This is a genomic window from Wolbachia endosymbiont (group A) of Cydia splendana (genome assembly GCF_947179475.1).
Classification (GTDB): domain Bacteria; phylum Pseudomonadota; class Alphaproteobacteria; order Rickettsiales; family Anaplasmataceae; genus Wolbachia; species Wolbachia pipientis.
On sequence record NZ_CAMXBP010000001.1, the window covers coordinates 144629 to 170954 of the forward strand.

The 26326-nt window shown below is 34.8% G+C and carries 19 protein-coding genes and 3 pseudogenes; 12 read left to right on the forward strand and 10 right to left on the reverse strand.

All coding sequences use genetic code 11. The features are described from left to right. Positions 1–238: 238 nt before the first annotated feature. The 8 genes and pseudogenes from OM961_RS00685 to OM961_RS00725 all read left to right on the forward strand — a co-directional run bounded on the left by OM961_RS00685 (position 239) and on the right by OM961_RS00725 (position 10037). Positions 239–523 carry a transposase gene (locus OM961_RS00685; RefSeq protein WP_041573518.1) on the forward strand — a complete coding sequence of 95 codons (285 nt, stop codon included), beginning with the start codon at positions 239–241 and terminating at the stop codon, positions 521–523. A gap of 249 nt (positions 524–772) precedes the next feature. Further along, positions 773–1557, forward strand: a pseudogene (locus tag OM961_RS07480) (IS3 family transposase); the annotation flags it as partial. Between the two features lie 1193 nt (positions 1558–2750). Further along, complete coding sequence (coxB, locus tag OM961_RS00700) at positions 2751–3515, forward strand: cytochrome c oxidase subunit II (protein ID WP_012673173.1); 765 nt, start codon at positions 2751–2753, stop codon at positions 3513–3515. 15 nt (positions 3516–3530) lie between these two features. Further along, positions 3531–5081: a cytochrome c oxidase subunit I gene (gene ctaD, locus OM961_RS00705; RefSeq protein WP_264339143.1), complete on the forward strand. Its 1551-nt coding sequence runs from the start codon at positions 3531–3533 to the stop codon at positions 5079–5081. A gap of 1 nt (position 5082) precedes the next feature. Then, positions 5083–5970 (forward strand): heme o synthase, encoded by an 888-nt coding sequence (locus OM961_RS00710; protein ID WP_264339144.1) that lies wholly within the window; start codon positions 5083–5085, stop codon positions 5968–5970. A gap of 175 nt (positions 5971–6145) precedes the next feature. After that, positions 6146–6583 (forward strand): ribonuclease HI, encoded by a 438-nt coding sequence (gene rnhA, locus OM961_RS00715; RefSeq protein ID WP_151807582.1) that lies wholly within the window; start codon positions 6146–6148, stop codon positions 6581–6583. Further along, entirely contained in the window at positions 6576–9698 is a 3123-nt protein-coding gene (locus OM961_RS00720) for a DUF3971 domain-containing protein (protein ID WP_264339145.1), read from the forward strand. The genes rnhA and OM961_RS00720 overlap by 8 nt, the downstream gene beginning before the upstream one ends. A gap of 216 nt (positions 9699–9914) precedes the next feature. Then, positions 9915–10037, forward strand: a complete 123-nt coding sequence (locus tag OM961_RS00725; protein WP_255703183.1) for a hypothetical protein — start codon at positions 9915–9917, stop codon at positions 10035–10037. 223 nt (positions 10038–10260) lie between these two features. Here OM961_RS00725 and groL read toward each other — a convergent pair whose 3' ends face one another. Together groL and OM961_RS00735 are read right to left on the reverse strand one after the other, a co-directional pair. Beyond that, positions 10261–11910: a chaperonin GroEL gene (gene groL / locus OM961_RS00730; protein WP_010962503.1), complete on the reverse strand. Its 1650-nt coding sequence runs from the start codon at positions 11908–11910 to the stop codon at positions 10261–10263. 100 nt (positions 11911–12010) lie between these two features. Then, the gene (locus tag OM961_RS00735) at positions 12011–12292 is read right to left on the reverse strand and encodes a co-chaperone GroES (RefSeq protein ID WP_173862895.1); all 282 of its coding nucleotides are present in this window, start codon (positions 12290–12292) and stop codon (positions 12011–12013) included. 186 nt (positions 12293–12478) lie between these two features. On the opposite strand from OM961_RS00735, the gene ygfZ reads away from it, so the two are divergent. The 3 genes and pseudogenes from ygfZ to OM961_RS00750 form a co-directional block, all read left to right on the forward strand. Continuing rightward, positions 12479–13285 (forward strand): CAF17-like 4Fe-4S cluster assembly/insertion protein YgfZ, encoded by an 807-nt coding sequence (ygfZ, locus tag OM961_RS00740; protein WP_155968877.1) that lies wholly within the window; start codon positions 12479–12481, stop codon positions 13283–13285. 260 nt (positions 13286–13545) lie between these two features. Further along, on the forward strand, positions 13546–14871 hold the full coding sequence (locus tag OM961_RS00745; protein WP_264339146.1) for an IS4 family transposase: 1326 nt from the start codon (positions 13546–13548) through the stop codon (positions 14869–14871). A 79-nt stretch (positions 14872–14950) separates the two neighbouring features. Continuing rightward, positions 14951–15151, forward strand: a pseudogene (locus OM961_RS00750) (IS256 family transposase); the annotation flags it as partial. Between the two features lie 41 nt (positions 15152–15192). Here the strand turns inward: OM961_RS00750 and recJ are convergent. From recJ to OM961_RS07485, 3 genes and pseudogenes are all read right to left on the reverse strand, one after another. Continuing rightward, positions 15193–16932, reverse strand: a complete 1740-nt coding sequence (recJ, locus tag OM961_RS00755) for a single-stranded-DNA-specific exonuclease RecJ (protein ID WP_264339147.1) — start codon at positions 16930–16932, stop codon at positions 15193–15195. 60 nt (positions 16933–16992) lie between these two features. Beyond that, positions 16993–17226 carry a hypothetical protein gene (locus OM961_RS00760; RefSeq protein ID WP_010962507.1) on the reverse strand — a complete coding sequence of 78 codons (234 nt, stop codon included), beginning with the start codon at positions 17224–17226 and terminating at the stop codon, positions 16993–16995. Positions 17227–17362: 136 nt separating this feature from the next. Beyond that, positions 17363–18288 (reverse strand): annotated as a pseudogene (locus OM961_RS07485) (IS5 family transposase). Between the two features lie 198 nt (positions 18289–18486). Between OM961_RS07485 and OM961_RS00775 the strand changes: the two are divergent. Continuing rightward, entirely contained in the window at positions 18487–18615 is a 129-nt protein-coding gene (locus OM961_RS00775) for a hypothetical protein (RefSeq protein WP_264339150.1), read from the forward strand. Between the two features lie 454 nt (positions 18616–19069). Here the strand turns inward: OM961_RS00775 and OM961_RS00780 are convergent, their stop codons facing one another. The 5 genes from OM961_RS00780 to clpP form a co-directional block, all read right to left on the reverse strand. After that, on the reverse strand, positions 19070–20329 hold the full coding sequence (locus tag OM961_RS00780) for a cbb3-type cytochrome c oxidase subunit I (protein WP_264339574.1): 1260 nt from the start codon (positions 20327–20329) through the stop codon (positions 19070–19072). A gap of 34 nt (positions 20330–20363) precedes the next feature. After that, the gene (locus OM961_RS00785; protein ID WP_264339151.1) at positions 20364–21659 is read right to left on the reverse strand and encodes a Na+/H+ antiporter NhaC family protein; all 1296 of its coding nucleotides are present in this window, start codon (positions 21657–21659) and stop codon (positions 20364–20366) included. 284 nt (positions 21660–21943) lie between these two features. Then, positions 21944–24397 carry an endopeptidase La gene (lon, locus tag OM961_RS00790; RefSeq protein ID WP_264339152.1) on the reverse strand — a complete coding sequence of 818 codons (2454 nt, stop codon included), beginning with the start codon at positions 24395–24397 and terminating at the stop codon, positions 21944–21946. Between the two features lie 15 nt (positions 24398–24412). Next, positions 24413–25690: an ATP-dependent Clp protease ATP-binding subunit ClpX gene (gene clpX / locus OM961_RS00795; protein ID WP_006279985.1), complete on the reverse strand. Its 1278-nt coding sequence runs from the start codon at positions 25688–25690 to the stop codon at positions 24413–24415. Next, positions 25690–26316: an ATP-dependent Clp endopeptidase proteolytic subunit ClpP gene (gene clpP, locus OM961_RS00800; RefSeq protein WP_006280254.1), complete on the reverse strand. Its 627-nt coding sequence runs from the start codon at positions 26314–26316 to the stop codon at positions 25690–25692. The genes clpX and clpP overlap by 1 nt, the downstream gene beginning before the upstream one ends. Positions 26317–26326 lie beyond the last annotated feature (10 nt).

Consider the following 26326-nt stretch of genomic DNA (forward strand, 5'->3'; position numbering starts at 1 on the left):
AATTGAAAATTTGATTTGACTTCACCCAAAAGCTATGGCTTTATGCCAATACTGCTAAGAAAATAACAGTAAACATTTAAAAATAATTTATTATTAGTGAAGGGTATATTATATGAACAATAAGAATAAAAGTAAAGATCGTAAAAAAGAAATAGAGTTCCGAATTGACCTTACCCAGAAAAAGTGGAGAGAAAGAAAAGAGTTTTTTTGGGTAAAATAAAATTTTGGAGGATTAGAAATGGTAAGAGAATATACAGCAGAATTCAAATTGGAAGCTGTTAAACTGGCAAATGAACAAAGAAAGGTAGGTCAACCAGTTGCAAAAGTAGCAAGAGATCTAGGAATAAGGGATAGTGTATTAGGAAAATGGATGAAGAAATATAACGAAAAAAAGTCAGCGGCAAATGCATTTCCAGATGTAGCACCTTATGACAAAGAGAGATTTGATTTACAGAAAGAGTTAGCAAAAGTAACAAGAGAAAGAGACATTTTAAAAAAAGCCCTGGCCAGTCAAAAAGAGTAAAATATTTTTTCATAAAAGAGCATAGTAAACACTATAAAGTGCAGGAATTATGTAGGGTTTTCTGCTAGTGGCTACTATAAGCTTACTATTACCCACAAATATAAATGTTTGTTGCATAGCTCTTAATGGCATAACTTTTGCTTGAAATAACTGTTTATATGGTGCAATTTACAGCTTTTAGTTGCTAAAATTATAACTCTTAGTTTAATAATTTTAATCTAATAAGCTTTCAGGTTAATAAAATTAAATTATTTGAGTAAATACAATACTATGTTTTTATTTGTGGGTAATAGTAAGTACTATAAGTGGACTACAAGGAAAATAAGCAGTAGAGAATCAGCAAATAAAGAGTTATTAGCAGATATTCAAAAAATATATCAAGCTTCTAAATGTAGATATGGAGCTCCTAAAATTCATGCTGAATTAAAGGCTTTGGGTAAAAGTTGCAACTTAAAAACAGTGCAAAGTATTATGCAGAAAAATGGTATTCAGGCTATATTGAGAAGAAAATTTAAAATTAAGAAACAACAAACGGACAGTAGCTCCCAATATATTAGACCAAAACTTTATTGTCGATCAACCAAATAAAGTATGGGATTACTTATATAAAAACCAAAGAAGGATGGCTATATTTGGCAACAATAATCGATCTATATTCACGCATGGTAGTTAATGAGCAGTTCAATAAATAAACAATTGGTTATGGACTCTTTATTAATGGCCGTTAACAAGCGTAAACCTGCCAAAAATCTACTATTACATAGTGATCAAGGTTCACAATATACTTCGCAAGGTTATCAATATCTCTTATCCATAAAAAACATAGATGAGTTATAAAGGTTGTTGTTACGACAATTCTGTTGTGGAAAGCTTCTTCAGTTCTCTAAAAAGGGAGTTACTAATAGACACCTCTCGGCACTCTAAACAGCATATCAAAACTGCTATATTTGAATATATAGAAATTTTTTATAACAAACAACGTCACTATTAACTATTGCATTCCAGAACAATTTGATGCATCATTCTTTTTGTAAAAAACATTCCAAACTTTCTCTCCACTTTTTCTGGGTAAGGTCATCATAGCATTAGTTAGATGCATTAGAATTGATCATGATGATGTACATATAATGTTTAGGTTTCAAGAACTTGCTCTGGAAATGCAAAAAAAAATGTTCAACATTATGTCGCGAGTCAAACTTAGGGTATTTGGCGTCTCATGTTTAATTTTTCGCACTACGTGCATCGCATGTCTTTAAAAATTTCTGGGTTTTTACCTATATAAGCCGAAACGCGCTTATAAAGCGTTACAAGACATCAAAAAATGCCAATACTCGACAGAGATAGTAAAAGACTAGCTAACTCGGGGATTCTTTGTCTTTTTTTCTGCTTAGTAAATTTCTTAAACATTTGCAGCGTAGGTTAGTTGCAATTAAAAGCAGCTGAATTTCGCTTGTCAAGCGTTTAAAACATAAAAAACGCCAATATTTTAAAGCGGATAATAACCCCAGGGCTTCTTTTGCCTTTTTTTTTATTTGGTAAATTTCTTAATGTTTATGGCTAAACGACAATCGTCATCCCGCTACGTGTTAGCGGGATCTATGCTTTGAGATACTGCGAATGAATCGCGGTATGATGGTTAAGTAAGGGATCTATGCTAAGAGATGCCAAAGACCTTCATGAAACTTTGCCCATTTGGCTTCTCTAAAGATTTCGTTTACAGAATCTAGTAACTCAGCTATGCAGAATAAAAAAAGTTTGTATGGTATACAAATAGTGTGTTTTTTTTATAATTATTTTCTATAATACATAAACCTTTGGTCCAAGCTGTAAATGCCACCATAGGCATTAAAAGTTAATTAACAAACTGCAATGTATAATGAAATAAAGAAACTTGTAAGACTTTGATCTTACAGATTATAAACTTGTCATAAGGTTTAATAGTGTCTGTTACTGCTTTTAGGTGTGAGGCTAGAGGGTTATTAGCAGTAACAGACACTATTAAACTTATTATAGAATTTACTTAAAGTAAATACTTAATTTAAAATATTATAATATTTTTACTTACAATAGATTTATGTAAATGCTTTTTTCCTCAATTAGTATTGTACTATTATACTTGTTGAATGCTAAAAAATTATTAACCATCACTAATCTCTATTTGCATAGTAAGTTTATATATACTATTATACAGTATATCACTTAGTTTTATAGCAAACAAACAAAAGATATGGTGAAGTTATTTGCACTATTGATAATATTTTACTCAAATATATCTGTTGCCTCTGCTCCTACTTCCTGGCAATTTGGATTTCCTGCTCCTGCAACTGAAGTAATGGAGGCTGTAGTTAGGTCACATTCGTTTGTGATGCTTGTGATGGTTACAATAATGCTTTTTGTGTGGGCGCTGCTTGCTTATATAGCGTTTCGCTTTCGTAAAAGCAAAGTAACAAACATAAGTAAAACTACCCATAGTGTTCCTTTAGAAATTATTTGGTTTGTTATACCAACTATCATTGTTGGAATATTAGCCTTTGAAAACGCTAAATTACTGAAGCTACAGGAAGAAATACCGAAAGCTGATATAACACTGAAAGTTATTGGCCATCAATGGTATTGGAGTTACCAATATCCAGAATATCAAGGTGTGTCATTTGATAGTTATATTAAGGGAAAAGAAGACTTTATCGAAGGAGATTTAAAGCTATTCTCTGTTGATAACAACATCGTTTTACCCATTAATACTAATGTTCGTTTACAAGTTACAGCAGGAGATGTGATACACAGCTGGGGAGTACCGGCTTTTGGTGTAAAAATTGATGCGATACCAGGTAGGCTGAATGAGGCGTGGTTTAATATCAAAAAGTCTGGTGTTTATTACGGGCAGTGCTATGAATTGTGTGGTCAAGGCCATGGATTTATGCCAATTGTTGTTGAAGCAGTAAGCAAAGAAGATTTTAATAAGTGGATTGAAAATAGAAAATTAGTGAGTTAAATTTGGAGTATAGATATGAGTGACGTACCAAGGGGCATAAAGCGTTGGTTGTTTTCCACTAATCATAAAGACATAGGGACACTGTACATTATTTTTTCCATATTAGCTGGAATTATTGGTGGATTATTATCGGTGATTATTCGCACTCAGCTAATGCACATTAATATACTTAACAATAACTATCAATTATATAACGTAATGGTTACAGGGCATGCGTTGATAATGGTGTTTTTTATGATAATGCCAGCCCTCATGGGAGGATTTGGTAACTGGTTTGTACCTCTCATGATTGGCGCACCAGATATGGCATTTCCTCGTATGAATAATTTAAGTTTTTGGTTATTAGTGTCATCTTTTATTTTGCTCATTCTCTCAGTGTTTATTGGTGAAGGTCCAGGTACAGGTTGGACTTTATATCCACCTTTATCACAGGTAATGTCCCATCCAAGTGCAGGAGTTGACATTGCTATACTTGCACTTCATGTTGCTGGTATGTCGTCAATTGTTGGGGCGATCAACTTTATAGTTACTATATTTAACATGCGTGCGAAAGGCATGTCGTTGACTAAGATGCCACTATTTGTTTGGTCTGTCTTGCTAACAGCATTTATGTTGATTGTTGCCTTACCGGTGCTTGCCGGTGCTATAACTATGCTTCTTACTGATCGCAATGTTGGTACTTCCTTTTTTGATCCTGCCGGTGGTGGTGACCCTGTGTTATTTCAACATTTATTTTGGTTTTTTGGTCATCCAGAAGTTTACGTAATTATTTTTCCTGCATTTGGCATCATAAGTCAGGTTGTATCAACTTTTTCTCACAGACCTGTATTTGGTTACATAGGGATGGTTTATGCAATGATAGGTATAGCAGTATTTGGCTTTATGGTTTGGGCTCATCATATGTTCACTGTTGGGCTTAGTGCTGACGCTGCTGCATTTTTTAGCACTACCACAATTTTTATCGGTGTTATAACTGGTGTAAAAGTCTTTAGCTGGATTGCAACTATGTGGGGCGGAGCAATTGAGTTTAAAACCCCTATGCTATTTGCACTAGGTTTTATTTTTATGTTTGTTGGCGGTGGCATAACGGGAATAATTCTTTCTCATGGTGGAATAGATAAGCTCCTGCACGACACCTATTATGTTGTTGCTCACTTCCATTATGTCATGTCACTTGCTGCATTATTTGGAGCTTTTGCTGGCTTTTATTATTGGATTGGTAAAATGTCGGGTAAACAATATAATGAGCGCTTAGGTCAAATCCACTTTTGGCTTACTTTTATTAGCACCAATATCACTTTTTTACCTCAACATTTCTTAGGATTAGCTGGTATGCCAAGGCGTATACCTGATTATCCTGATGCGTTTATCCCTTGGAATTATATATCCTCAATTGGTTCGTATATGTCCTTTGTTTCAGTTATGTTTTTTGTGTTTATAGTTATACATCTTTTTAAATGGGGCAAGAAAGCTGGAGATAATCCTTGGGGAGGTGACACCTTGGAATGGACGGTATCTTCACCACCGCCTTTTCATACTTTCGAAAAACCACCAGTGGTAAAATAGAATGTACACAAGTGTTTTGCTAAATGTTGAATCAACAATACTGGATTTTTGGCGTTTGCTGAAGCCAAGGATAATGTATCTTGTGGTATTTACTGCAGTTGCTGGTATGGTTACTGCACCAGGTAGTATGCACCCTTTTCTAGCACTAATATCTCTTATATGTGTTGCTCTTGGCTCAGGATCTGCAGGTGCTATAAATATGTGGTATGACAGAGACATAGATCTGCTCATGGAAAGGACAAAAAACCGCCCTATACCCTCAGGTAGAGTTTCTGCAGAAAGTGCGCTTGAATTTGGTATAACTCTTGGAATATTGTCAGTATTTATCATGGCAATAGCAGTAAACTATATTTCTGCTGCTTTGCTTGCTGTTAGCATATTATTTTACGTTTTCATATATACAATTTGGCTAAAAAGGCGTACTCCGCAGAATATCGTTATCGGTGGTGCAGCAGGTGCTTTCCCTCCAATGATTGGCTGGGCAGTTGTGACTAATTCTGTAAGTTGGGAAAGTTTCATTTTATTTTTAGTAATTTTTATGTGGACTCCACCACACTTTTGGGCCCTATCTTTAAATAAGTCTGAAGACTATGCAAAGGCATCAATTCCAATGTTCAATATTGTTTATGGTCCGGAAAAAACAAGAAAATATATATTAATTTATAGTGTTTTGCTGGTGCTAACTAGCTTGCTTCCGGCTCTATTTTTGAAAAAGGTTTTACTTTATCTAAGCATGGCAACCTTTGAAGGTTGCGTTTTTATTTGGTACGCTGTATCTGTTATGAAGTTCAAGAATCACAGCTCACAGAAAAAAATGTTTTCTTATTCAATTTCTTATCTATTTTCCCTATTCGCCAGTATTATTTTTTGTTCTATTGATTTATTTTAGTTATGAAAGAACGGCAGAAGCATAAAAACTATTTTTTACTTTTCCTTTTGGTAATGCTCGTTGTCACACTTTTTTTTGTTTCTATAATAAAATTTAAAGGTGCAGCTTAAACTACCTTTAGAAATTGTGCTTTCATAAAAGCAACTATATACTTTGTTAACCGATATAAACAAAGATGAGTAAAAAAGAAGTGACAATATATACGGATGGGGCGTGTTCTGGTAATCCTGGAGCGGGAGGATGGGCAGCTATCATATTATTTCAAGATTACAGAAAAGACATTTATGGTAGAGAAGAAAATACCACAAACAATAAAATGGAGTTAACAGCGGTGATCAATGGGCTGAAAGTATTGAAATTTTCTTGTAATATTAATTTATATACGGATAGTCTTTATGTTAAGCATGGCATAACAGAATGGATAAATAAGTGGAAAATGAATGGCTGGAAAACAAGTAATAAAAAATCAGTAAAAAATATGGAATTGTGGAAAGAGCTAGACAACGTTGCTTCACAACACGAAATTGATTGGAAGTGGGTTAAAGCACACAGTGGCGATAAGTATAATGAGGAGGCTGATAGTTTAGCAAGAAAAGCAATAATCGATGCTTAAAAAAATTACTATATTATTTTCCGTAGCTTTATTATTCATATTGTGCTTCTTTATTTTTTTTAAGCCTTTAGAAATCAATATTAATTATATTGATTTTTATGTTAAACATAAAATATCAAAAATATTTGTTGGCTCAAGCGTTAATATGGAGAATACCTCAGTTGTTTGGCAGAAAGATGGCAAAGATCCGTATTTAGTCATTACGGATTTGGCAATAGCAAACCCTAATTTTACTATAAAAGTTCCTGAGCTTTTTGTACATTTTAAGTTAACTTCCTTATTTAAAGCTAGCACAAATCTCTCTCAGGTTTCAGCTGATAATGTGCATGTATGTATCAAGAGAGAAGAAACTAATGTTAATCCGCAAAACTCATTAGACCTTTTGGATAATCATTATTTAAGTAGTAACCGCCTTCCTTCGGTGTCATTCCAGCGCGTGACGCTGGAATCTAGAAAAAAAGAAACAAGTAGTCAAGCTACTTGGATGACAAGGACGAGTGCTGGGATGACAGGAAAAAAAGATACTGGGATGACAGGGAAGAATTTCAAGATGACAGAAAGTAGTGCAAAAAATCTATTAAAAACAATAAGGGAATTTTTTTTTGACTTAAATGCGGATTCAAAAATTGAATTTACTAACATCGCTATTGATAAAAGCACAGAAGATGAATTTTTTATTGATAAATTATATATAGGGAAGGGGGAAGATTTTAATGTTTTAGATATTCATGTGAATACAAAAGATGGAAAGGGATTTTTGGATGATTTATCAATTACGATAAAAAATCGCAACAATTTGCTAAATGTGTACGGGACATTTTATGATCTAAAATTGGGACTATTGAGCAAGTTTTCTACATTAGTTAAAAGCTACAATTTGGACAAAAATATAGGATTCAAAGGAAGCTTCTCAGTGAAAATTAATAAAAAGGATGAAATTGTAGATGGAAATATATACGTATTAAATACAGAAAATTATTTGAACAAAAATTTGGCCTTAACTAATGTAAATATAAATTTAACATATAGTAGTGGAATTATTAGTGTAAAAAACTTCCATTTTAAGTTAAATGACACGTATCTCTCTTTAATAGGCAAAATGAACTTTGGTACAAGTCATGCTTTGCTTAGAATTAATATTAGTAAGTTTGCTGCAAAGGATTTATGTACTTATATACCAGATAGTGTAGTAAATAGTAAATTTAAAAGCTGGTATTGTGATAATATTGATGGGGATGTTTTAAATACCATTGTAAGTTTCAATGGCAAAATTAACAATTTGGTTGATGACGATCTGTCAGACATTGTAATTGTTGCTGATATAGAAAACGGTAGCGTAAAATTTGATGAAGATTTTGAGCAAGTAAAGGAATTAAAGGGTGATTTGATCATCAAGAATAACGATCTTGAAATTACTGTAAATAGCGCTAAGTTTCAGAATTTCACTGTTAATGGTGGTGATATTGAAATGAAATCTCTAAATAAGGAAGATTCAGTTCTAACCATTAATGGCAAAGCTGTAAGTGATGCGTATGGTTTATATGAGCCTATAAGATTTAAGCTGGATGATGTGGTGAAGGTTGAAAGGGATAAAGTAAGTGGAATGGCAAAATCCGTATTTAATTTTCGCATTTTTAATCTAAATGCTGATGACAAAAAAGTAGACTTCTCAGCAAATTTTCATTCTGAAATTGACAATTTGGCCGTCTATAATGCAAGTCTTGGTAAATATGATATTAAGCTTAGTTTTGGCAGTGACTTTATAGATTTAAATGGTAGTGGTATGGTGAATAACACACAGCTATTATTTGACCTGAAAAGTAGCAATAGGAATGAAAGTTTCGCCTGGAATTTGACCGGAGATTTACCCGCTCAAATATTTAATTTTGATAGTGGCTATGTCAGTGCAAATTTAGAGTCAGTGATAAATCAAGATAAGACGGGGTATGTTAATGGTGATATAGATTTATCAGAATTTGAATCACATTCAAGCTACTTAGGGTGGAAAAATCGCTTTGAAGATCACAATAAAATTTTGTTTTCTACAAGGTTAAAAGGAGCAGGTGAATTGTTAGTAGATAAATTAGACATTGTAGGAAATGACCTAGATATAAAATTCAGCGGAAGAGTAGAAAATGGAAATTTATATTTAAATTCTAGTAGCTTTAAATTGCCTGATAATGATTTTAGTATAGAAATTGAATCAGGTAAGGAGAAAAATGCCATAACTATTTATGGTGAGGAAATTAACTTAAGTGATATTTTAGGCTTGCTTGGCAAAAACAGTAATGGATTAAATAAAGATATAGAGATTAGTATGAATGTTGACAATGTAATTATGAAAGAAGGCATCGTTATCAAAAATGCTAAGCTGAATGTAACCTGTACTAAAGGTAATTGCAATGGAAGTCAATTTACAGGGCAGTTTCTGGAAGATAGCAGCAACATACTAGCAGAATACAGTGGAATAGGGCTCGAAATATATGCGGATAATTCAGGTATGCTTTTGCGTTCCTTAGGCATTAGTAAATCAATTAAAAACGGCAAATTGTCTTTTTATCTCTCTCCTCAGAGAGAAAGTGGAGAACATTATGGTACGTTATCCATTAGCAATTTCTACATCAAAGATGCTCCACTACTTACTACTTTATTGTCGATGTCTTCATTGCCTGGCATTGTAAATGCCATAAAAAATGAAGGTGTATACTTTTACAAATGTAATGCACCTTTTTCATACAAAGATGGCACTATTGAAATTGAAGAATCTTGGCTTGAAGGGGCGGAGTTAGGTATTAGCACTGGTGGTAAGCTCGATATTAGAAATTATAAATTCCAGGTTGCAGGACAAGTAATACCAGCATATTCAATTAATAAATCTTTGTTAAAAATTCCTATAATTGGAAAACTTCTTACTGGTGGGAAAAGTAGGGGAATCGTTTCAATAGACTATAAAGCAAGTGGTGATGACAAAAACAATAACGTATCTGTTGATCTTATCTCTTCGCTAACTCCAAACCTATTAAAGAGGTTATTGGGAGTGTTTGATCGCATTATGACAAAAACTAACGAAAGTGGCTTAAAAGGTGGTGTGAAAAAGAAATTTGGTTCGATATGACCAAAAGGGAAGTTATTTAACAAAATTATGGACAAAAATGCAAGAATTTCAGAATGATCTACCTGGTTTTTTATTTAGTTGTTTAAGTAATACCACTCCCTTTAACCTCTCTATATTTGCTGAACAACTAAAAAGGGTAGGGGGGTGGTTGTAAATTGTATCTGTTCAGCAGAGTGGCAAAATAAGGTAGACGAGAAAAGACAACTATAGGAACAAATGGGTGTCATGCCAGTGCGTGACACTGGTTTCCATCCAAAAGGGTGTCATTCCAGTGTCAGCTACTTTCATGACATCGTTTACTATGTGCCATATTGTAATGTTCGTACAGTTGTGGAATGAATCGCGGTATGACGTGTTGCTTGGGTCAGCTATAGTATAAATATACTAGGGGTTATAGTTTTCTTATGCTGCCTTTTTGTTATTAGACAACCACAATATAAAGGAGTGAAACGGATGCAAACAGTAGTGCATTTCTGCACCAAACGTATTACCTTTAACGAATAGTAAAATGTGAGATTTTTTGGAACTACCGTGGAGCAATTGCTCCACGGTTTCATTCTACTTAGAATCCACCCATGCCACTCATTTCTCCTGCACCCATAGGAGATGAAGCATTTTCTTTGCTTGGTACATCAACTATCATAGATTCAGTAGTTATCAGCACACTCGCAACAGATACCGCTGTTTCAAAAGCAATACGCACCACTTTTGCTGGATCAATCACACCAGCTGTAAATGCATTAGCGTAATTCATAGCCTCAACGTTGTATATAAGCTCTTTATCATTCTGCTTAATCAAATAGTCAATTATAACAGCAGATTCAAGACCAGCATTTTTAACTAACCTTCTAATTGGAGCACTGAGAACTTTCTTGATAATGTTTATGCCTATTTGCTCTTCGTCACTTGCACCTTTTAATTTGTCGAGAACAGATGAAGCATAAAGAAGCGCAACTCCACCACCTGGAACTATGCCTTCTTCAATTGCAGCTCTTGTTGCATGCAGCGCATCTTCGACTCTATCTCTACGTTCTTTAACTTCCACTTCAGTTGCTCCACCAACTTTGAGCACAGCAACGCCACCTGATAATTTCGCTAAACGTTCTCTTAGCTTTTCTTTATCATAATCAGAAGTTGAAGTTTCAATTTGAGATTTAATCTGCTCGATTCTAGCTTTCACACTGTCAGAATCGCTGTTTTCGCTGACAACTGTGGTATTATCTTTAGTAATTTTAACATTTTTAGCCGTACCAAGATCATCAAGCGTGAGATCTTCCATCTTGATTCCAAGTTCATCTTTTATGACGTACTTAGCACCAGTTAAAGTTGCTATGTCTTCGAGCATCTCCTTTCTTCTGTCACCAAAACCTGGAGCTTTTACTGCAGCAACTTTTAAACCACCACGCAATTTATTGATAACTAAAGTGCTTAATGCTTCACCTTCGATATCCTCTGCAATAATAACCAAAGGTTTACCAGATTTAACAATAGCTTCAAGAATAGGAAGTAAAGGTTGAATAATATTTAATTTTTTCTCTGTAATTAATAGATAAGGATTATCAAGCTCCACGATCATTTTTTCATTATTTGTAATAAAATACGGAGAAAGATAACCGCGATCAAATTGCATGCCAGTAGTCAGCTCAACTTCTAACTCTTTTGAACCTTTACTCTCTTCAACAGTTATTACACCCTCTTTTCCAACTTTTTTCACGGAATCAGCGATACTGTTACCTATATCCTTATCACCATTTGCAGAGATTATTGCAACTTGTGCCACTTCGTCTATTTTCTCTAGAGAAATTGTACGAGACATTGACGCAATTTCCTTTAATATTACATCTTTTGCCTTCTGTATTCCGTTTTTAATACCAACACGATCGTTTCCAGCAGCAATTGATTTTGAAGCTTCCATTATCATGTTGCTAGTTAGTATTGAGCACGTTGTTGTACCATCACCAACTTTATCGTTACATTGAGAACAACTTTGTGCAAAGATGCTTGCTATCGCAGCGTTTAATGGTTTTTCAGGCTTGATACCCTTCATCACCTTATAACCATCTTTTGTAATTTCTGGTGCTCCATAGGGCTTATTAATCCCTACTGTTTTTCCTCTAGGTCCTGCAGTTATTGCTACCGTTGAATCCACTATTGCTGCAACTTCACGAAAGGCTTCTTGCAACTGCTCACCTGATACTACTACATTAGTCATTTTTATCACCTCTTGTTAATAAAAAATTTAGAAAACTATAATAAAATCATTTACAATGCGCTATGTTGCGCTTTGTTTCAGTTTAGTAAAATAAAGACTGCTACTTAATGACAGCAAGTATATCGGACTCTTTCATCACGATAAGCTTCTCATTATTATGTTCTATTTCTGTACCAGCCCATTGGCGATAGAACACTTTATCACCAGCTTTCACAGTTAAAGTTACGCGTTCGCCACTTGAATTGCGTGAACCTTCACCAATTGCTATAACTTCACCTTTAGTAGGTTTCTTTTCAGCACTTGATGGAAGCACAATTCCACCTTGCTTTTCTTCGCTAATAGGCTTGATCAGCACGCTATCATCTAATACATTTAAACTTATACTTGACATTTGTTTTTCCTCATCAACAAATTAACTTATAAGTTTATATATATATACTCGTAAGTTAGATTTCAAGGGCTGGAGCTTGTAAAATATGCACGCCATTATAAAATATGCACGCCAAAAGCAGTTTCTAAAAGAGCCTAATGTTATATAATAAAATTTAGATTTATTTATAGAGATTTCATGAGTTATATACCATTTTTAAGTCGTGGTGTGATAGTGCTATATGGGCCTGACACTAGAGATTTTCTGCAGGGTATTATAACCAATGATATTAATAAGTTGGATAGCCAAAAAGCCATTTACTCTTTATTGCTTAGCCCTCAGGGAAAATATCTATATGATTTTTTTCTTATTGAATATGGTAAATACACCCTCTTGGAGTGCGAAAACATGCACTTGCAGCAAATAATCGAGAAACTGGATTTGCTTAAAACTTATTTGAAAGTGAAAATTAAAGACGTTAGCGCACTATATAAGGTTGGAGTTTTGTTTAATACTAAGTTGGCGGAGTGTAGTGGTAAGTCACAAGTTATTTTTCAAGATCCAAGGCACAAGCTGCTAGGAATGAGGATCATACATAAAGATGAAATAAAAGAGCCGGTTGGGGATTTTACTCAGTATGAAAAAGTTAGAATTCAAAATCTCGTTCCAGATGGAGCGAAAGATATGGTGCAGAATTCATCATTTCCACTGCAATTTTTAATCGATAAAGTAAACGGTATAAGCTTTAATAAGGGGTGTTATATAGGTCAGGAAGTCGTAAATCGAATGAGCAGACAAGAAATATTCAGAAGAAAACTTTACCTTGTTGAGGGAGATAACGCACTTCCAGATATTGGCACTAAAGTGACAAATGAAAATAATGAGGAAATAGGGGAACTGCGCTCTAGTGTAGACAACATTGGATTTGCATTGCTTAATACTGGAAAGAGCCATGCAAATTTATATGCAGATGGAGTTAGGTGCGTTAAGACGTTGAAGTCTTAAGGTAGCGCATATAGAAACGAAAAACTTGCTTGACACCCTTCGCCAGCGCCCTTATCATAACAGTGAAGCTATTTCATTTAACTTCGCAATCTGTGCAGATTAAAACGACAAGGACTCCTGATATAATGTTGAACATTTTTTTTCTGCATTTCCGGGAATGTTCAAAAAAGCATACGCGTCAAGTTAAGGAAATAAAGGTATGAAAGAGATAGAATAATAAGGTATAAGTTCTCCCAGATATACTTTTAGTGAGAGAACCAATGAATAAAATAACTTGCTTATCAAAAAAGCTCAAAGAATTTTTTAATGAAAAAGCAGAGAAAATCTCAATTACAACAAGGTTTATAAAAAGAAAGAGAAAGCTAAAAGGTTCATCATTCGTAAAAGCCATGGTCTTGGGTAATATAGGAGTTGATAATTGTAGCGTAGAAACAATGTGTCAATTACTAAACGAGGACTCGATAGATATAACAAAACAAGGTTTGGATTTTAGATTTACTGAAGAAGCAGTGGAATTTATGAAAAGGATGTATAATGAATCTGTGATTCTCTTTAAAAATATCTTGCAAGTTGATTGCAAAATCTTACAGCAATTTAATAGTGTTAAATTATTGGACAGTAGCTATATTACTCTACCTAACAGTATGGAAGAGATGTATAAAGGTTATGGTACTAGCTACAGTGGCTATGAAAGCAATACTAAGTCTGGAATAAAGTTACAATTAGTTTTCGACTACATGAATCAGATAATAGACCAACTTAATTTAACGGAGGGGGTAAGATCAGACCAGGGATATAGGAAACATTTAAGTAATATATTAAGCAATGATTTGCTAATATCTGATCTCGGTTATTTTGTGCCAAGTTCTTTTAAACAAATCAATGAAATAGGAGCTTATTTCATAAGTCGTTATAAATCCGATACCAACATATATGATGTAGAAACAAATCAAAAAATGGAGTTATTAGAATGTTTAGAGGATAAGTTATTTTTAGAAAACGAGGTATTGTTAGGAAAAGAAGCAAAAATTAGAGTAAGAATTATATGTCAGAAACTAACTGAAGAACAGTCTATGGCCAGAAGAAGGAAAGCTAATAGATTAGCAAGATCGCAGGGATATACATCCTCTAAAAGAAATCAAAAATTGTTGAACTGGTCAATATTTATAACTAATGTTTCAGAAAATAAAATTAGTGCTGAGCAAGTATTAACGATTTACAGAGTAAGGTGGCAAATTGAGTTATTATTTAAATTGTATAAAAGCCATATCAGGCTTGATAAGCTAAAAGGAAAGCCATGCAGAGTATTATGTGAACTATATGCTAAATTGTGCGCAATTCTTATATTTCACGGCATAGTTGGTTGCACAGAAGTGAAAAAGAATACAGAACTTAGCTTAACAAAGGCATTTATTGAGCTAAAAAGGCGGGTTAGAGAGTTATTTTTAGTATTAACCAAAATTAATAGTTTAAAAGCATTTCTTAAAAAACTCACTATAACTTGGTCGCGATTTTCATTAAAAGACAAACGTAGAAGGGCTAGAGTATCCACTTTAACCTCTCTAAATTTGCTCACAATCTCTTAACTTGACGCGTATGGTTCAAAAAAGTGTGTCAAACCGAAAAAAAAGTAATAAATTGATATAAAAAAATGGAGGTTTGACAATGAGTCAGAAAGTAGTAAACAGAACTACCGGTTTGGTAGATTACAAAGAACTGGAAGCAAATATACTGTCATCAATAAGGGAAGGCAGACCATTAACAGGAAGGGATGGAGCATTTACACCACTTATAAAAAAGCTGCTGGAGGCAAGTTTGGAAGGTGAAATAGAAAATCACTTATTAGCTGAAAGTGAAGAGAATAATATCTTGTCTACCTATTTTGCCACTCTGCTGAACAGATACACTCAACTAATGGTCAATACATCTTCTATTAAAAATTGTACAAATTCATTGCCATTCCAGTAATTCATAGAGATTTTACCCAAAATAGCTTTAACATTACCCTGCATGATAGCAGAGCCAAGATGAGTATTTGCAGAACGAAATGCAATAGCTCTTACCATAACATTATCATCAGCAATAAAACATTTTATATGGTCAACTCCTATAACTTCAGGCTTTCTTATCTTTGCTCCTTGGATAATAAACCTTGGTTCAGGATTTCCAACTCCAAATGGTCCCAAGCGTTGCAATTGATTCCATAAAGACAAATTTATTGCTTTAGCAGTTACTATACTATCAGCTTTTAAAGTTTTCTCATTTATAGAGTTTGAAAATCTTTCAGTAAAAAAATCATGCAAATCATTTATTTTGTCTTCTTTAATTGAAAATCCTGCCGCCATACTATGGCCACCACCTTCAATAATCAAATTTATAAACTTTGCGGAAAGGACTGCAGCACCGATATCAACTCCCAAAATTGATCTACAGCTTGCTTTTCCTATTCCATTATTTAAAGATATCACTACTGTTGGCAAGTGAAACTGCTCCTTTAGCCTTGATGCAATTATACCAATTATTCCCTGGTGCCAATTGCCACTTATCATTATAAAATTCGCACCTGATTGGGCAGACTTTTCCGCTTGTGCTGTAGCTTCCAAGAGAGCCTCATTTTCTAACACTTTTCTTGCATTATTCAAATCTATTAATTTTAGCGCGATTGAATGTGCCTCTTCATCATCATCGGTGGAAAGCAACCTTGCACCAAGCGATGCTTCTCCAATTCTTCCTCCAGCATTTATGCATGGCCCAATACTAAACCCTAATCGAGAAACACTTGGTTTTTCAAGGATTCCCAAAGCATCAAATAAAACACGCAAGCCAACGTTTTTTCTTGTTGACATAACTTTTAATCCTTGTGAGACAAGTGCTCTATTGAGGCCTGTGATCTGCATAACATCACAGACAGTTCCCAGGGTAACCAAATCCAACAGATCAAATAAATCTGGTTCTTTTTTGTTGGTAAAAAATCCTTGCTCACGTAGGCTTTTATTAAGAGCAACAATTAGCAGAAATGACACTCCAACTGCTGCTAGGTTATTATAAGGAGAGCTCTCATCAAGGCGGTTTGGATTCACAACTGCTACGGCGCTTGGTAATTTTTCCGTACCAAGGTGATGGTCAACAACTATAATATCAAGACCAAAAGCCTTTGCATCTTCTATTGGTTGATATGCAAGCGTACCACAATCAACGGAAATACATAAATCAATTCCATTCTTTTTAAGTTGTAATAAAGCATCTGTGTTTAATCCATAACCCTCATCAACACGATCTGGAATGTAGATTATAGAGTGTATATCGATTGCTCTCAGGTACCTGTTAATCAATGCTGACGACGTTGCACCATCAACATCATAGTCACCAAATATTGCAAGGTTTTCATCATTTTTTATTGCCCGTATTATACGAGAAACAGCTTTATCCATATCAAGAAGGTGAAAGGGATCTGGTAATAGCGATCTGATTAGTGGATATAAGAAGTCGCTTGCATTTTCTATGTTAACACCACGAGTAACCAATATTCTTGCTAATATTTCTGGTAACTCAAATCTCTGTGTAAGAGTTAAGATTTGCCTTTGATCTGCTTCTTGCAACTTCCACAATGCATTTGTTATGCTGCGCTTTTCAATTTCAAGTAGCATATTCTTTCTTTGTAAATAAAACTACTTTACCAGAATTTTTAAGCTTGTTCTATAATTGTATTAGACTTCTGCATAACCTAAACTAAGTAGAAAAAAGGTATCATCTAAGTAGCTGACACTGGTCTCCATCCAAGAGGGCAGTAGCCCCTTCGGTGTCATTCCAGCGCGTGACCAGGTCTTTTTAGCTATCATAGGATGACAGAAGCAGACACTCCACTTTGTCGTTCCGGTGCCTCCTTTTTTTGTCATTCCAGTGCCTTGACTATTTGGATCCAGGAAAAAGAATGGTGTCATCCCAGTGCCCCTATGATGTCATCCAAGTAGCCTCCCTCTCCTGTCATCCCAGTGCTCCTTTTTTTGTCATCCGAGCAGCTGACACTGGGATGGCTTTGTTGCATCACACTTTATGAGATGGTGATTTATGGTAAATTCATGTAACTATCTCAAATTTAGCCATACCAATATCAGTGAATTTATTAAGCAAATAGCATTTAGTTCTTTTTCTCGATTTATCTCAGATTTATTCCTAAAACTAAATCCGAATATTTGCTTTAATCTTGAGAAAAACCCTTCAATATAAGATCTTTTCCCATAATTTACTTCTTTTTTCCATTCTTTCATGCCATCTTCACCGTATAATTTTATTAACCTAATAGCAGCATTCCTGTTAGACATATAATCTATTTCTGGATGTTCTGCCGCATTGTTTATTGGTGGAATTTTTGTCTTTATATCATATTCGTTACACAACTTATAAAACTTGTGCCTATCACATGCTCTATCTGCATATAGTGCTTTTATGGCATGCTGAAAATCAACTTCTTTTAGCAAATCACAAGCTCCATAGTGATCAGCCGTTACTGTATTTTACAGCTATGGCTTTTTTGTTGTTTATATTCAACATTACGTGCAATTTTCTCGTTTGCTCATAGCCACGATATTTTCTGTCAGTGCTATTTTCCTTGCTGTGTGTTGTTGTATATACTAATTCCTGTACTGTCTATAGCAATTTCGATATCTTCCATATTATTTTCTGCAATCATTTATCTTAATATTAAGTTTCTTAAACCTTCTTGATGCTTGTGAATAGCTGATAACTGCCAAATCTCTTCCTATTTGTTACAAATACCCTTTTATAAACCCGACTGTTTGTCTTAAACCAATTCTAAAGAAACTGACGATTATATGCACCAAAATCACAACTTTATCACTATAAATATAGTTGCCGCCCTGCATTTTTGGACAATTCTCGTACCAATTTTCTATGGCGTCATTGATATAACAAAAAATGCTTCCTCTTTCTTGGAGAAATTTGTTATATTCATGGCAGTTACTGACTCTCATTTTTTGTGGCATATTTTTTCTTCAACAGTTAAATGGCTATTTATAATGAATTTTGTCAGTAACTGCCAGTTCTTTTCACTTGAGCGATGCAACAAAGCCCACTGGGATCCAGGAATTTTATTAAGTTGGTAAGCATAAAAGTGTTATGTAAAATACAACGTTCTTGATGGGATTGCGTGAAATGCTGGATCCCAGTGTCTGGGCACTGGGATGACAAAGGAGGACAGTGTCAGCTACTCGGATGACAAAAAAAGGAGCACTGGAATGACAGCAGTCCTACGTCATACCGCCGCGGTATCTCATCAGCTAACAAGCAGCGGGATGACGGTTGTCGTTTAGCTATAAACATTAAGAAATTTACTAAACAAAAAAAAAGGCAAAAGAAACCCTAGTCATTGTCTATTTTCAGTATTTGGCGTTTTTTAAGTCTTAAACGCTGCAATTTAGCTGCTTTTAAGTGCAACTAACTTTAGCTAAAATATTTAAGAAATTTACTAAGCAGAAAAAAAGGCAAAAGAAACCCCGTGGTAATTAGTGTTCACTCTCTAATCCTGCAAATTGGCGTACTATACTGTCTTAAACGACTTATAAGCGCGTTTCAGCTTTTATAGGTAAAAACCTAAAAATGTTGTGAAGACATAAGGTGCACATAGTGCAAAAAATTAAAAATAAGACGCCAACTACGTTGTTTTCTTGCTGTTTAATCTGCACAGATGAAGATAACTGAATACCTTCAGTATCATGATAAGGGCGCTGGCGGAGTTTGTCAAGGAAGTTTTTTCGTTTCTATGGGTCAGTTGGTACGCGCTTTGCCTTTTAACAGATGTAAAAGCACAATTATTACGAACAACATTCCACCAACAACTGATATAGCGCCACCTATAATGAAGCACGTGCGTGCTAACATTGACGAAATGCTTGGCAGATCTGCAACCTTCCTTAAAGCACCATATCCACCAAGCCACACAAGGCCAGTAATATGGAGAAAATGCCCTACACTGTAGGCATAAATCTGTAATCTTACCATGGAGTTTTTTACCTCTTTAAAGTTTAATTTGGGTAACAGCCAATAAATGAAATTCATAAAAGCTATAGTGATCCCAACTACAGAACCGTGATAATGAGCAGGAATCGTGACATTACCTTCAATAGTCAACACTCCGAGCACATCTCCATAAGTGAACAACAAAAATGAATGTAATAAATAGTTGCTTTTATCATTAATAAAAGTTCTGATGTTGTAGCACACTAATATTATCAAAAAGCACGGCAAAACTGCTCCAGCAATCCTCATATGCCAAGTAAAAAACTGTATTAACTTGGCACTATCAACTGGATAAACAAAATATACAAACGGTGCGCCTACAGCTAAAATCGTGTTTATAAATAGTGGTAAAATAGTAATTTTATTGCTTGAAGCTAGACTAATATCATTGGAACTTAGCATTATTAAATAGACTAAAAACATTCCTTGAGTAAAAGCAAACTGCAATAAATGTCCGCCTCCCCAAAAGAGATATTCGTAAAATAAATTATTATCTGAGTGATATAGACCTGGAGGCATATTATTATATGCTAAAACAAAGCAAAGAAATGACGATACAAGTATAATAACTAGCCCAATTTGCCCAACAGAGAGAAATGAAACCTCTTTTTTTGATGTGTATGCTAGCATTGTATTTACTAATATACTGGCAATAAACAAACTGAGTCCAAACAAAAATAATTTGTTTTGTAACACGGGAATATAATTACTTTTGATAACTTCAGTGTTTGGAACGAATGCGGATATAAACATGAGCAGCATCGAAAGGGTTGATAGAACCCATGAAAAGTTAAACCAACTATTGGTATTTTGTAGGTTTATGATAAAGAGCAGAGATATTATAGAGCACATCCACACTAAAATTGACAAGTTCACGTGTATTACCAGCGCATTATCAAAAATATATTGTGCAGAAGGAACAAGAGAGGAGATAAAAGGCAATCGTAGAAAAATAACAATTATTGACAGTAACCCAGAGCAAGCAAGAGCACATACTGCCAAGAACATCCATTTTCTACAGAGCGGAGCGTTGTCTTGTATATTAAGCACAATCTTTTTTCTCAATTTTGTTCAATACAATATATAACACTGCAATAATACCTAAAACATAGCAATAGTATACGTGTGGCATGACTGCCAAAGGTGAAACTCCAGCAATAGTGCTAGCCAAAAGCAATTGAGCGCCATACGGTATTAATCCTTGAAATACACAAGAAAATATGCCTAGCCATGCTGCACTATAGTGAGGCGGTATTTCATATTTCTTAGCAATATCTCTAGCAATTTCACCGCTAAAAATTATAGCGATGGTATTATTTGCAAGTAAAATATCAAATATGCTGACTATTTTTGCAATAAATAACTGTGCAGTTTTTTGTCCACCACGTTGTATCATAACCCAAGATGAAAGTTTATCTGCAAACTCCTTAGAATTTTTACCTACTAGTCCTGAAAGCCCGCCAACCATCAATGACAGTAGCATAATTTCATGCATACTCATAAACCCTTTGGTGATGTTTTGGCTTAAAAACAATAAACCATGATTGTTGTTATTTATAAATCCAATAATTCCAGCAAAAGTTATGCTTAAAACCAATGCCGTAAATACATTGATTCCAAAGTTTGCAAGCAATATAAGTATGATGTAAGGAGCCACAAGCAATAAAGAATACTCCTTAACTGAAATAGCAGCACTATTGCTTGAGCTATAAAATAATATAATTATTGTGAATATAGAAGCAATTAGTGCCACTTTTGCATTCAGTTTTAATTTTTTCTTTATATCAGCCTTTTGAGACATCACAGATGCAATTGTAGTATCAGAGATAATAGATAAATTGTCGCCAAACATTGCTCCTCCTACAACGGTTGCCACTCCTAAGGAAGGAGAAATCCCAGCTTGTGTCAGTTCAACTGCAATAGGAGCAATTGTTGCAATGGTGCCCATTGATGTACCAATAGCAGTGGAGATGAAAGCTGCTACAAAAAATAATCCTATGAGTAAAAATTGTGTTGGTATAAATGAAAGAGCCAAATTAACTGTGGCATCAGCACTACCGATTGCTTTAGTTACTTCACTGAATGCACCTGCAAGTAAAAAAATGATGCACATAGTGATAATATTACGATCTCTTACCCCATCTAGAAAGGCATACATTTTTTCTTCAGTATTGCCCTTGTATAAAACCCAACCCAGAGCTATGGCAGGAACAATGGCTACTAGTGGAGATAACTGATAAAAAGCATTTGACACGCCAAGAACAGTAAAATATATGCCGCTTCCTACAAAAAGAAATAGGAACAGTAAAATAGGCAAAAAATTTGTAAAATAAAACATACCTCAGCTCTGATAAACGCAAATCAACTATGATATAATTTATATTATTATAAACCACAGTTGGCACCTTGACCAATGTTTTTCTAGAAAGCAATCTACCAGAAAAGGTTTCCATGAAAAGGACTATTATAATATATCATCTACTTGAATTAAACTGGGAGATAGAATAAGTAAAAAATATGAATGACATAACAACAAAGCAAGTCATATCCTTATGGGACAGACAAGTTGGTGGGTTTTTGCCGGATAAAAAAGAAGTGGAGATTGTATAATACCTTCTTAATCTAATGCTTCAATGTTTCCGACATAGGAAAAGTATCATCTTTATTTTCTATAGAGGAAGGCACACTATTTTGATTATCATCACCATTAATTGGAGTAGTAGGGTGCATTAAAGCAACTTTCATAACTTCATCAATATTCTTAGCAAAAACTACGTTGATCCCTTCTTTGATGCTTGCCGGAATTTCTTGCATATCTTTCTCATTTTCACTTGGTATAATCACAGTTTTGATTGATCCTCTGAGCGCTGCAAGCAATTTTTCTCTCAAGCCCCCGATAGCTAAAACTCTACCACGCAATGTCACTTCGCCTGTCATAGCAACATTTTTGTTAACTGGTATATTTGTCATAAGAGAAACAATAGACGTACATACCGCGCCGCCAGCAGAAGGGCCATCTTTTGGTACAGCACCCTCAGGTACATGCAAATGTATATCATTATTTTGGAATTTTTCGGGCTTTATACCAAAAAACAAACAATTTGATCGAATATAACTATACGCAGCTTTTATAGATTCTTGCATAACCTCTCCAAGCTTTCCTGTGTATTTTATTTCTCCCTTGCCCGGAATTAGGACTGATTCTATCATCAAAATATCACCACCTGTTTCAGTATAGGCGAGCCCAGTTACTATTCCTACTAAACTCTCATTTTCCGCAATGCCAAAGGTATATTTACGTACCCCTAAATAATCTTGTAAATTGTCAACCCCTACGGATATTTTCTTATTTTTATCAGTCAATATTTCTTTAACTGCCTTTCTCATGAGCTTTGCAAGCTCCCTTTCCATACTCCGCACACCACTTTCACGTGTATATAAACGTATCAACTCGTATAACGCCTCATTAGTTATGTCCCATTCCTTCTGATACAAACCATGCTCCTTCTTTAACTTCGGAATAAGGTGGTGTGTAGCAATACTGATTTTTTCATCTTCAGTATACCCGGACAATTGTATAATTTCCATCCTATCACGCAAAGGATGTGGTAAATTTAAGCTGTTTGCCGTAGCTACAAACATTACACTTGAAAGATCAAACTCAACTTCCAAGTAATGATCCGTAAAGTGTTTATTGTGCTCAGTATCTAAAACCTCAAGTAATGCAGACGCAGGATCGCCACGCGAATCAGAACCCATCTTATCTATTTCATCAAGCAGAAAAAGCGGGTTGCATGAATTAGCTTTTTTCATGTGTTGAATGATTTTACCAGGCATTGAGCCAATATAAGTTTTCCTATGCCCTCGTATCTCGGACTCATCACGCACACCACCAAGAGCTATACGAACAAAATCTCTTCCTACTGCTCTTGCCATAGATTTAGCCAAAGAAGTTTTACCAACACCTGGCGGTCCAACTAAGCAAAGTATAGGACCTTTTATCTCTTTTACTCTTTTTAATACCGCTAAAAATTCTATTATTCTATCTTTTACTTTCTCTATGCCATAATGATTTTCATCTAAGATTTTCTTAGCTGCATTTAAGTTAATTTTTGCATCTTTGTACTTTCCCCATGGCAACTCAAGCAACCAATGCAAGTAACTAGATATAACTGTAGCTTCAGGAGAAATGGGATTCATTTTCTTGTATCTCTTCAAATCAGTTATAGCTTTCTCTCTTGCTTCCTGAGAAAGCTTTGTTTCATTTATCTTTTTTTCAAATTCATTGAGTATATTCCCTTCATCACCATTCTCAAATTCGCCTAATTCTTTCTGTATAGCTTTCAATTGCTCGTTAAGGTAGTAAACTTTCTGAGTGCTTTCAACTTGCGATTTAATTGTCTTATATAAACGGTTTTGTGCGTTCAAAATACTCATTTCTCTCTCAATAAAAGCAAAAGCTTTTTTTAAACGCTCTTCTGGGTCATAAGCCTCAAGTATGCTTTGTTTATCTGATACTTTTATATTTAAATGTGAAACTACCGTGTCTACAAGTTGATCAACTTCTTTGATTTGATCAATGGAGTTAATGGCAACCTCGGGCTGATTTTTCTTGTTTAGCTTACACCAGCTATCGAACGCGTCTACAACAGATCGCCTTAAAGCTTCTAAGTCAATATTGTCTTCATCTTCTTTATAATGACTGTCTAACTCTACCCTGGCTTGTAATAAAGTATGAGAGCTAATATATTCTACAACTCTTCCCCTTCTTATCCCCCGGATTATAACTTTTACTGCATTGTCAGGTAATTTTATTAACGGTTGTACAATGCTTGCTAACACACCTACTTCATAAAGATCTTCAGGCTCTGGATTATCAACAGAGCCATCTTTCTGTGCTACAAGAAAAATCTCATTTTGGTGATTACTACTACTTATTGCATACTCTAGTGCATTAACAGATTTTTCTCTGCCTATGAATAAAGGCACCATTATATTTGGAAAAATTACTACATCTCTTAAAGGTAATACTGGCAATGCAGTAAAACTAGAGCTTACAGCACGTTCAATGTTCATAATATATGCCTCAAATTAATCATTAACCGTTATAACATTGCCATTGTTATTATGATTAACCGTTGCTTTTCCTAATTCTACCATTTTCTTAGTGATTACTATAGTGCTACCTTCAAAGCCTCCGTTTCCAGATGTATACATAATGTCAAGCAAAAGTGACTCCAAGATAGCACGTAACATTCTTGCACCTGTTTTGTAGCTTATAGCCTTTTTAGCAATAGCTGATATTGCTTCATCTGAAAACTCAAGGTTTACTTTGCTAAACGCAAGCAATGCTTTGTACTGTTTTATTAGTGCATTCCTTGGCTCTGTCAACACATGTATTAAATCTTCATGATCCAGCTCATCTAAAACAGCAGTTATTGGAACCCGCCCTACAAATTCGGGTATTAAACCGAATTTGATTAAATCTTCAGGTTGAACATCATGTAAAGCATTCTTTTTCTTTTGCTCTTTAGACTGACTTATATCTGCTCCAAAGCCAACTGACGTTCCCTTTTTTCTCGCTTCAATAATTTTATCGAGGCCTTCAAAAGCTCCTCCACAAATAAACAGTATGTTACTAGTATCTACTTGTATAAACTCTTGTTGTGGGTGTTTTCGCCCTCCTTGTGGCGGAACATAAGCAACTGTACCCTCCATAATCTTAAGCAGAGCTTGCTGGACCCCTTCACCTGAAACGTCACGGGTTATTGAAGTGCTTTCAGATTTTCTTGTAATCTTGTCTATTTCATCTATAAACACTATACCACGCTGTGCTTTTACAACGTCATAATTTGCAGCTTGTAATAAACGCGACAACACGCTTTCTACATCATCACCCACATAACCTGCCTCAGTTAAAGTTGTCGCATCAGCCATAGCAAATGGCACATCTGAAACTTTAGCAAGTGTTTTGGCTAGCAAAGTCTTACCAGAACCAGTGGGACCAATAAGCATTATATTTGACTTCTCGATTTCAATATCACTTATAGCATGAAATTGTACCATGGATTGACAATGGTTATACATAGCTACAGATAAAACGTGTTGCGCGTGTTCTTGACCTACAACATGCTTGCTGAGAAAGTTTTTTATATCCTCAGGTTTCTTTAGTAATAGCTTCATATCAGATATACGATCTGAATTAAAAGATCTATCTTTCTTTTGACTTATTGCTTTATGGGATAATTCTATGCACTCATTACAAATAAACACCTTTAAACCATCCGAAGAGTTAGTAATCAATTTATCTACTTCATCTTGCGCCTTGTTGCAAAAAGAACAGTAGTGTAAATCATTATTGTTATCCATTAACCCACCTTTTGTTTAACTTTAATATTTTCAATTTCAATATCTGTACGCTCAGCTATCACCCTGTCAATTAAGCCAATTTTCCTTGCTTCTTCAGGATCCATGAATTTATCTCTTTCCATCATTCCTTCAATTTTCTTCAGTGAATTTCCAGTATGTTTTTCATAAATTTGATTTAGTTTTTTCTTAACCCGCAAAATTTCATTAGCATGTATTTCTATATCAGTTGCTTGACCATGATAACCACCAGATGGCTGATGTATCATAATTCTTGAATGAGGTAGAGAGTAGCGCTTACCTTTTGTACCAGCTGCAAGCAATAAAGAACCCATAGACGCAGCTTGACCTATACATAAAGTTGAAACGTCTGGGTTTATATACTGCATTGTATCGTAGATCGACAAACCAGCAGTTACAACACCACCTGGTGAGTTGATGTACATACAAATGTCTTTATCGGGATTTTCCGATTCTAAAAATAAAAGCTGTGCTACTATTACACTGGCCATATTGTCTTCAATAGGACCTGTTACAAAAATTATTCTTTCTTTCACTAGTCTTGAATATATGTCATAAGCGCGCTCACCGCGACTAGTTTGTTCAACTACAATTGGTATAAGAGTCATACCTTTTCCT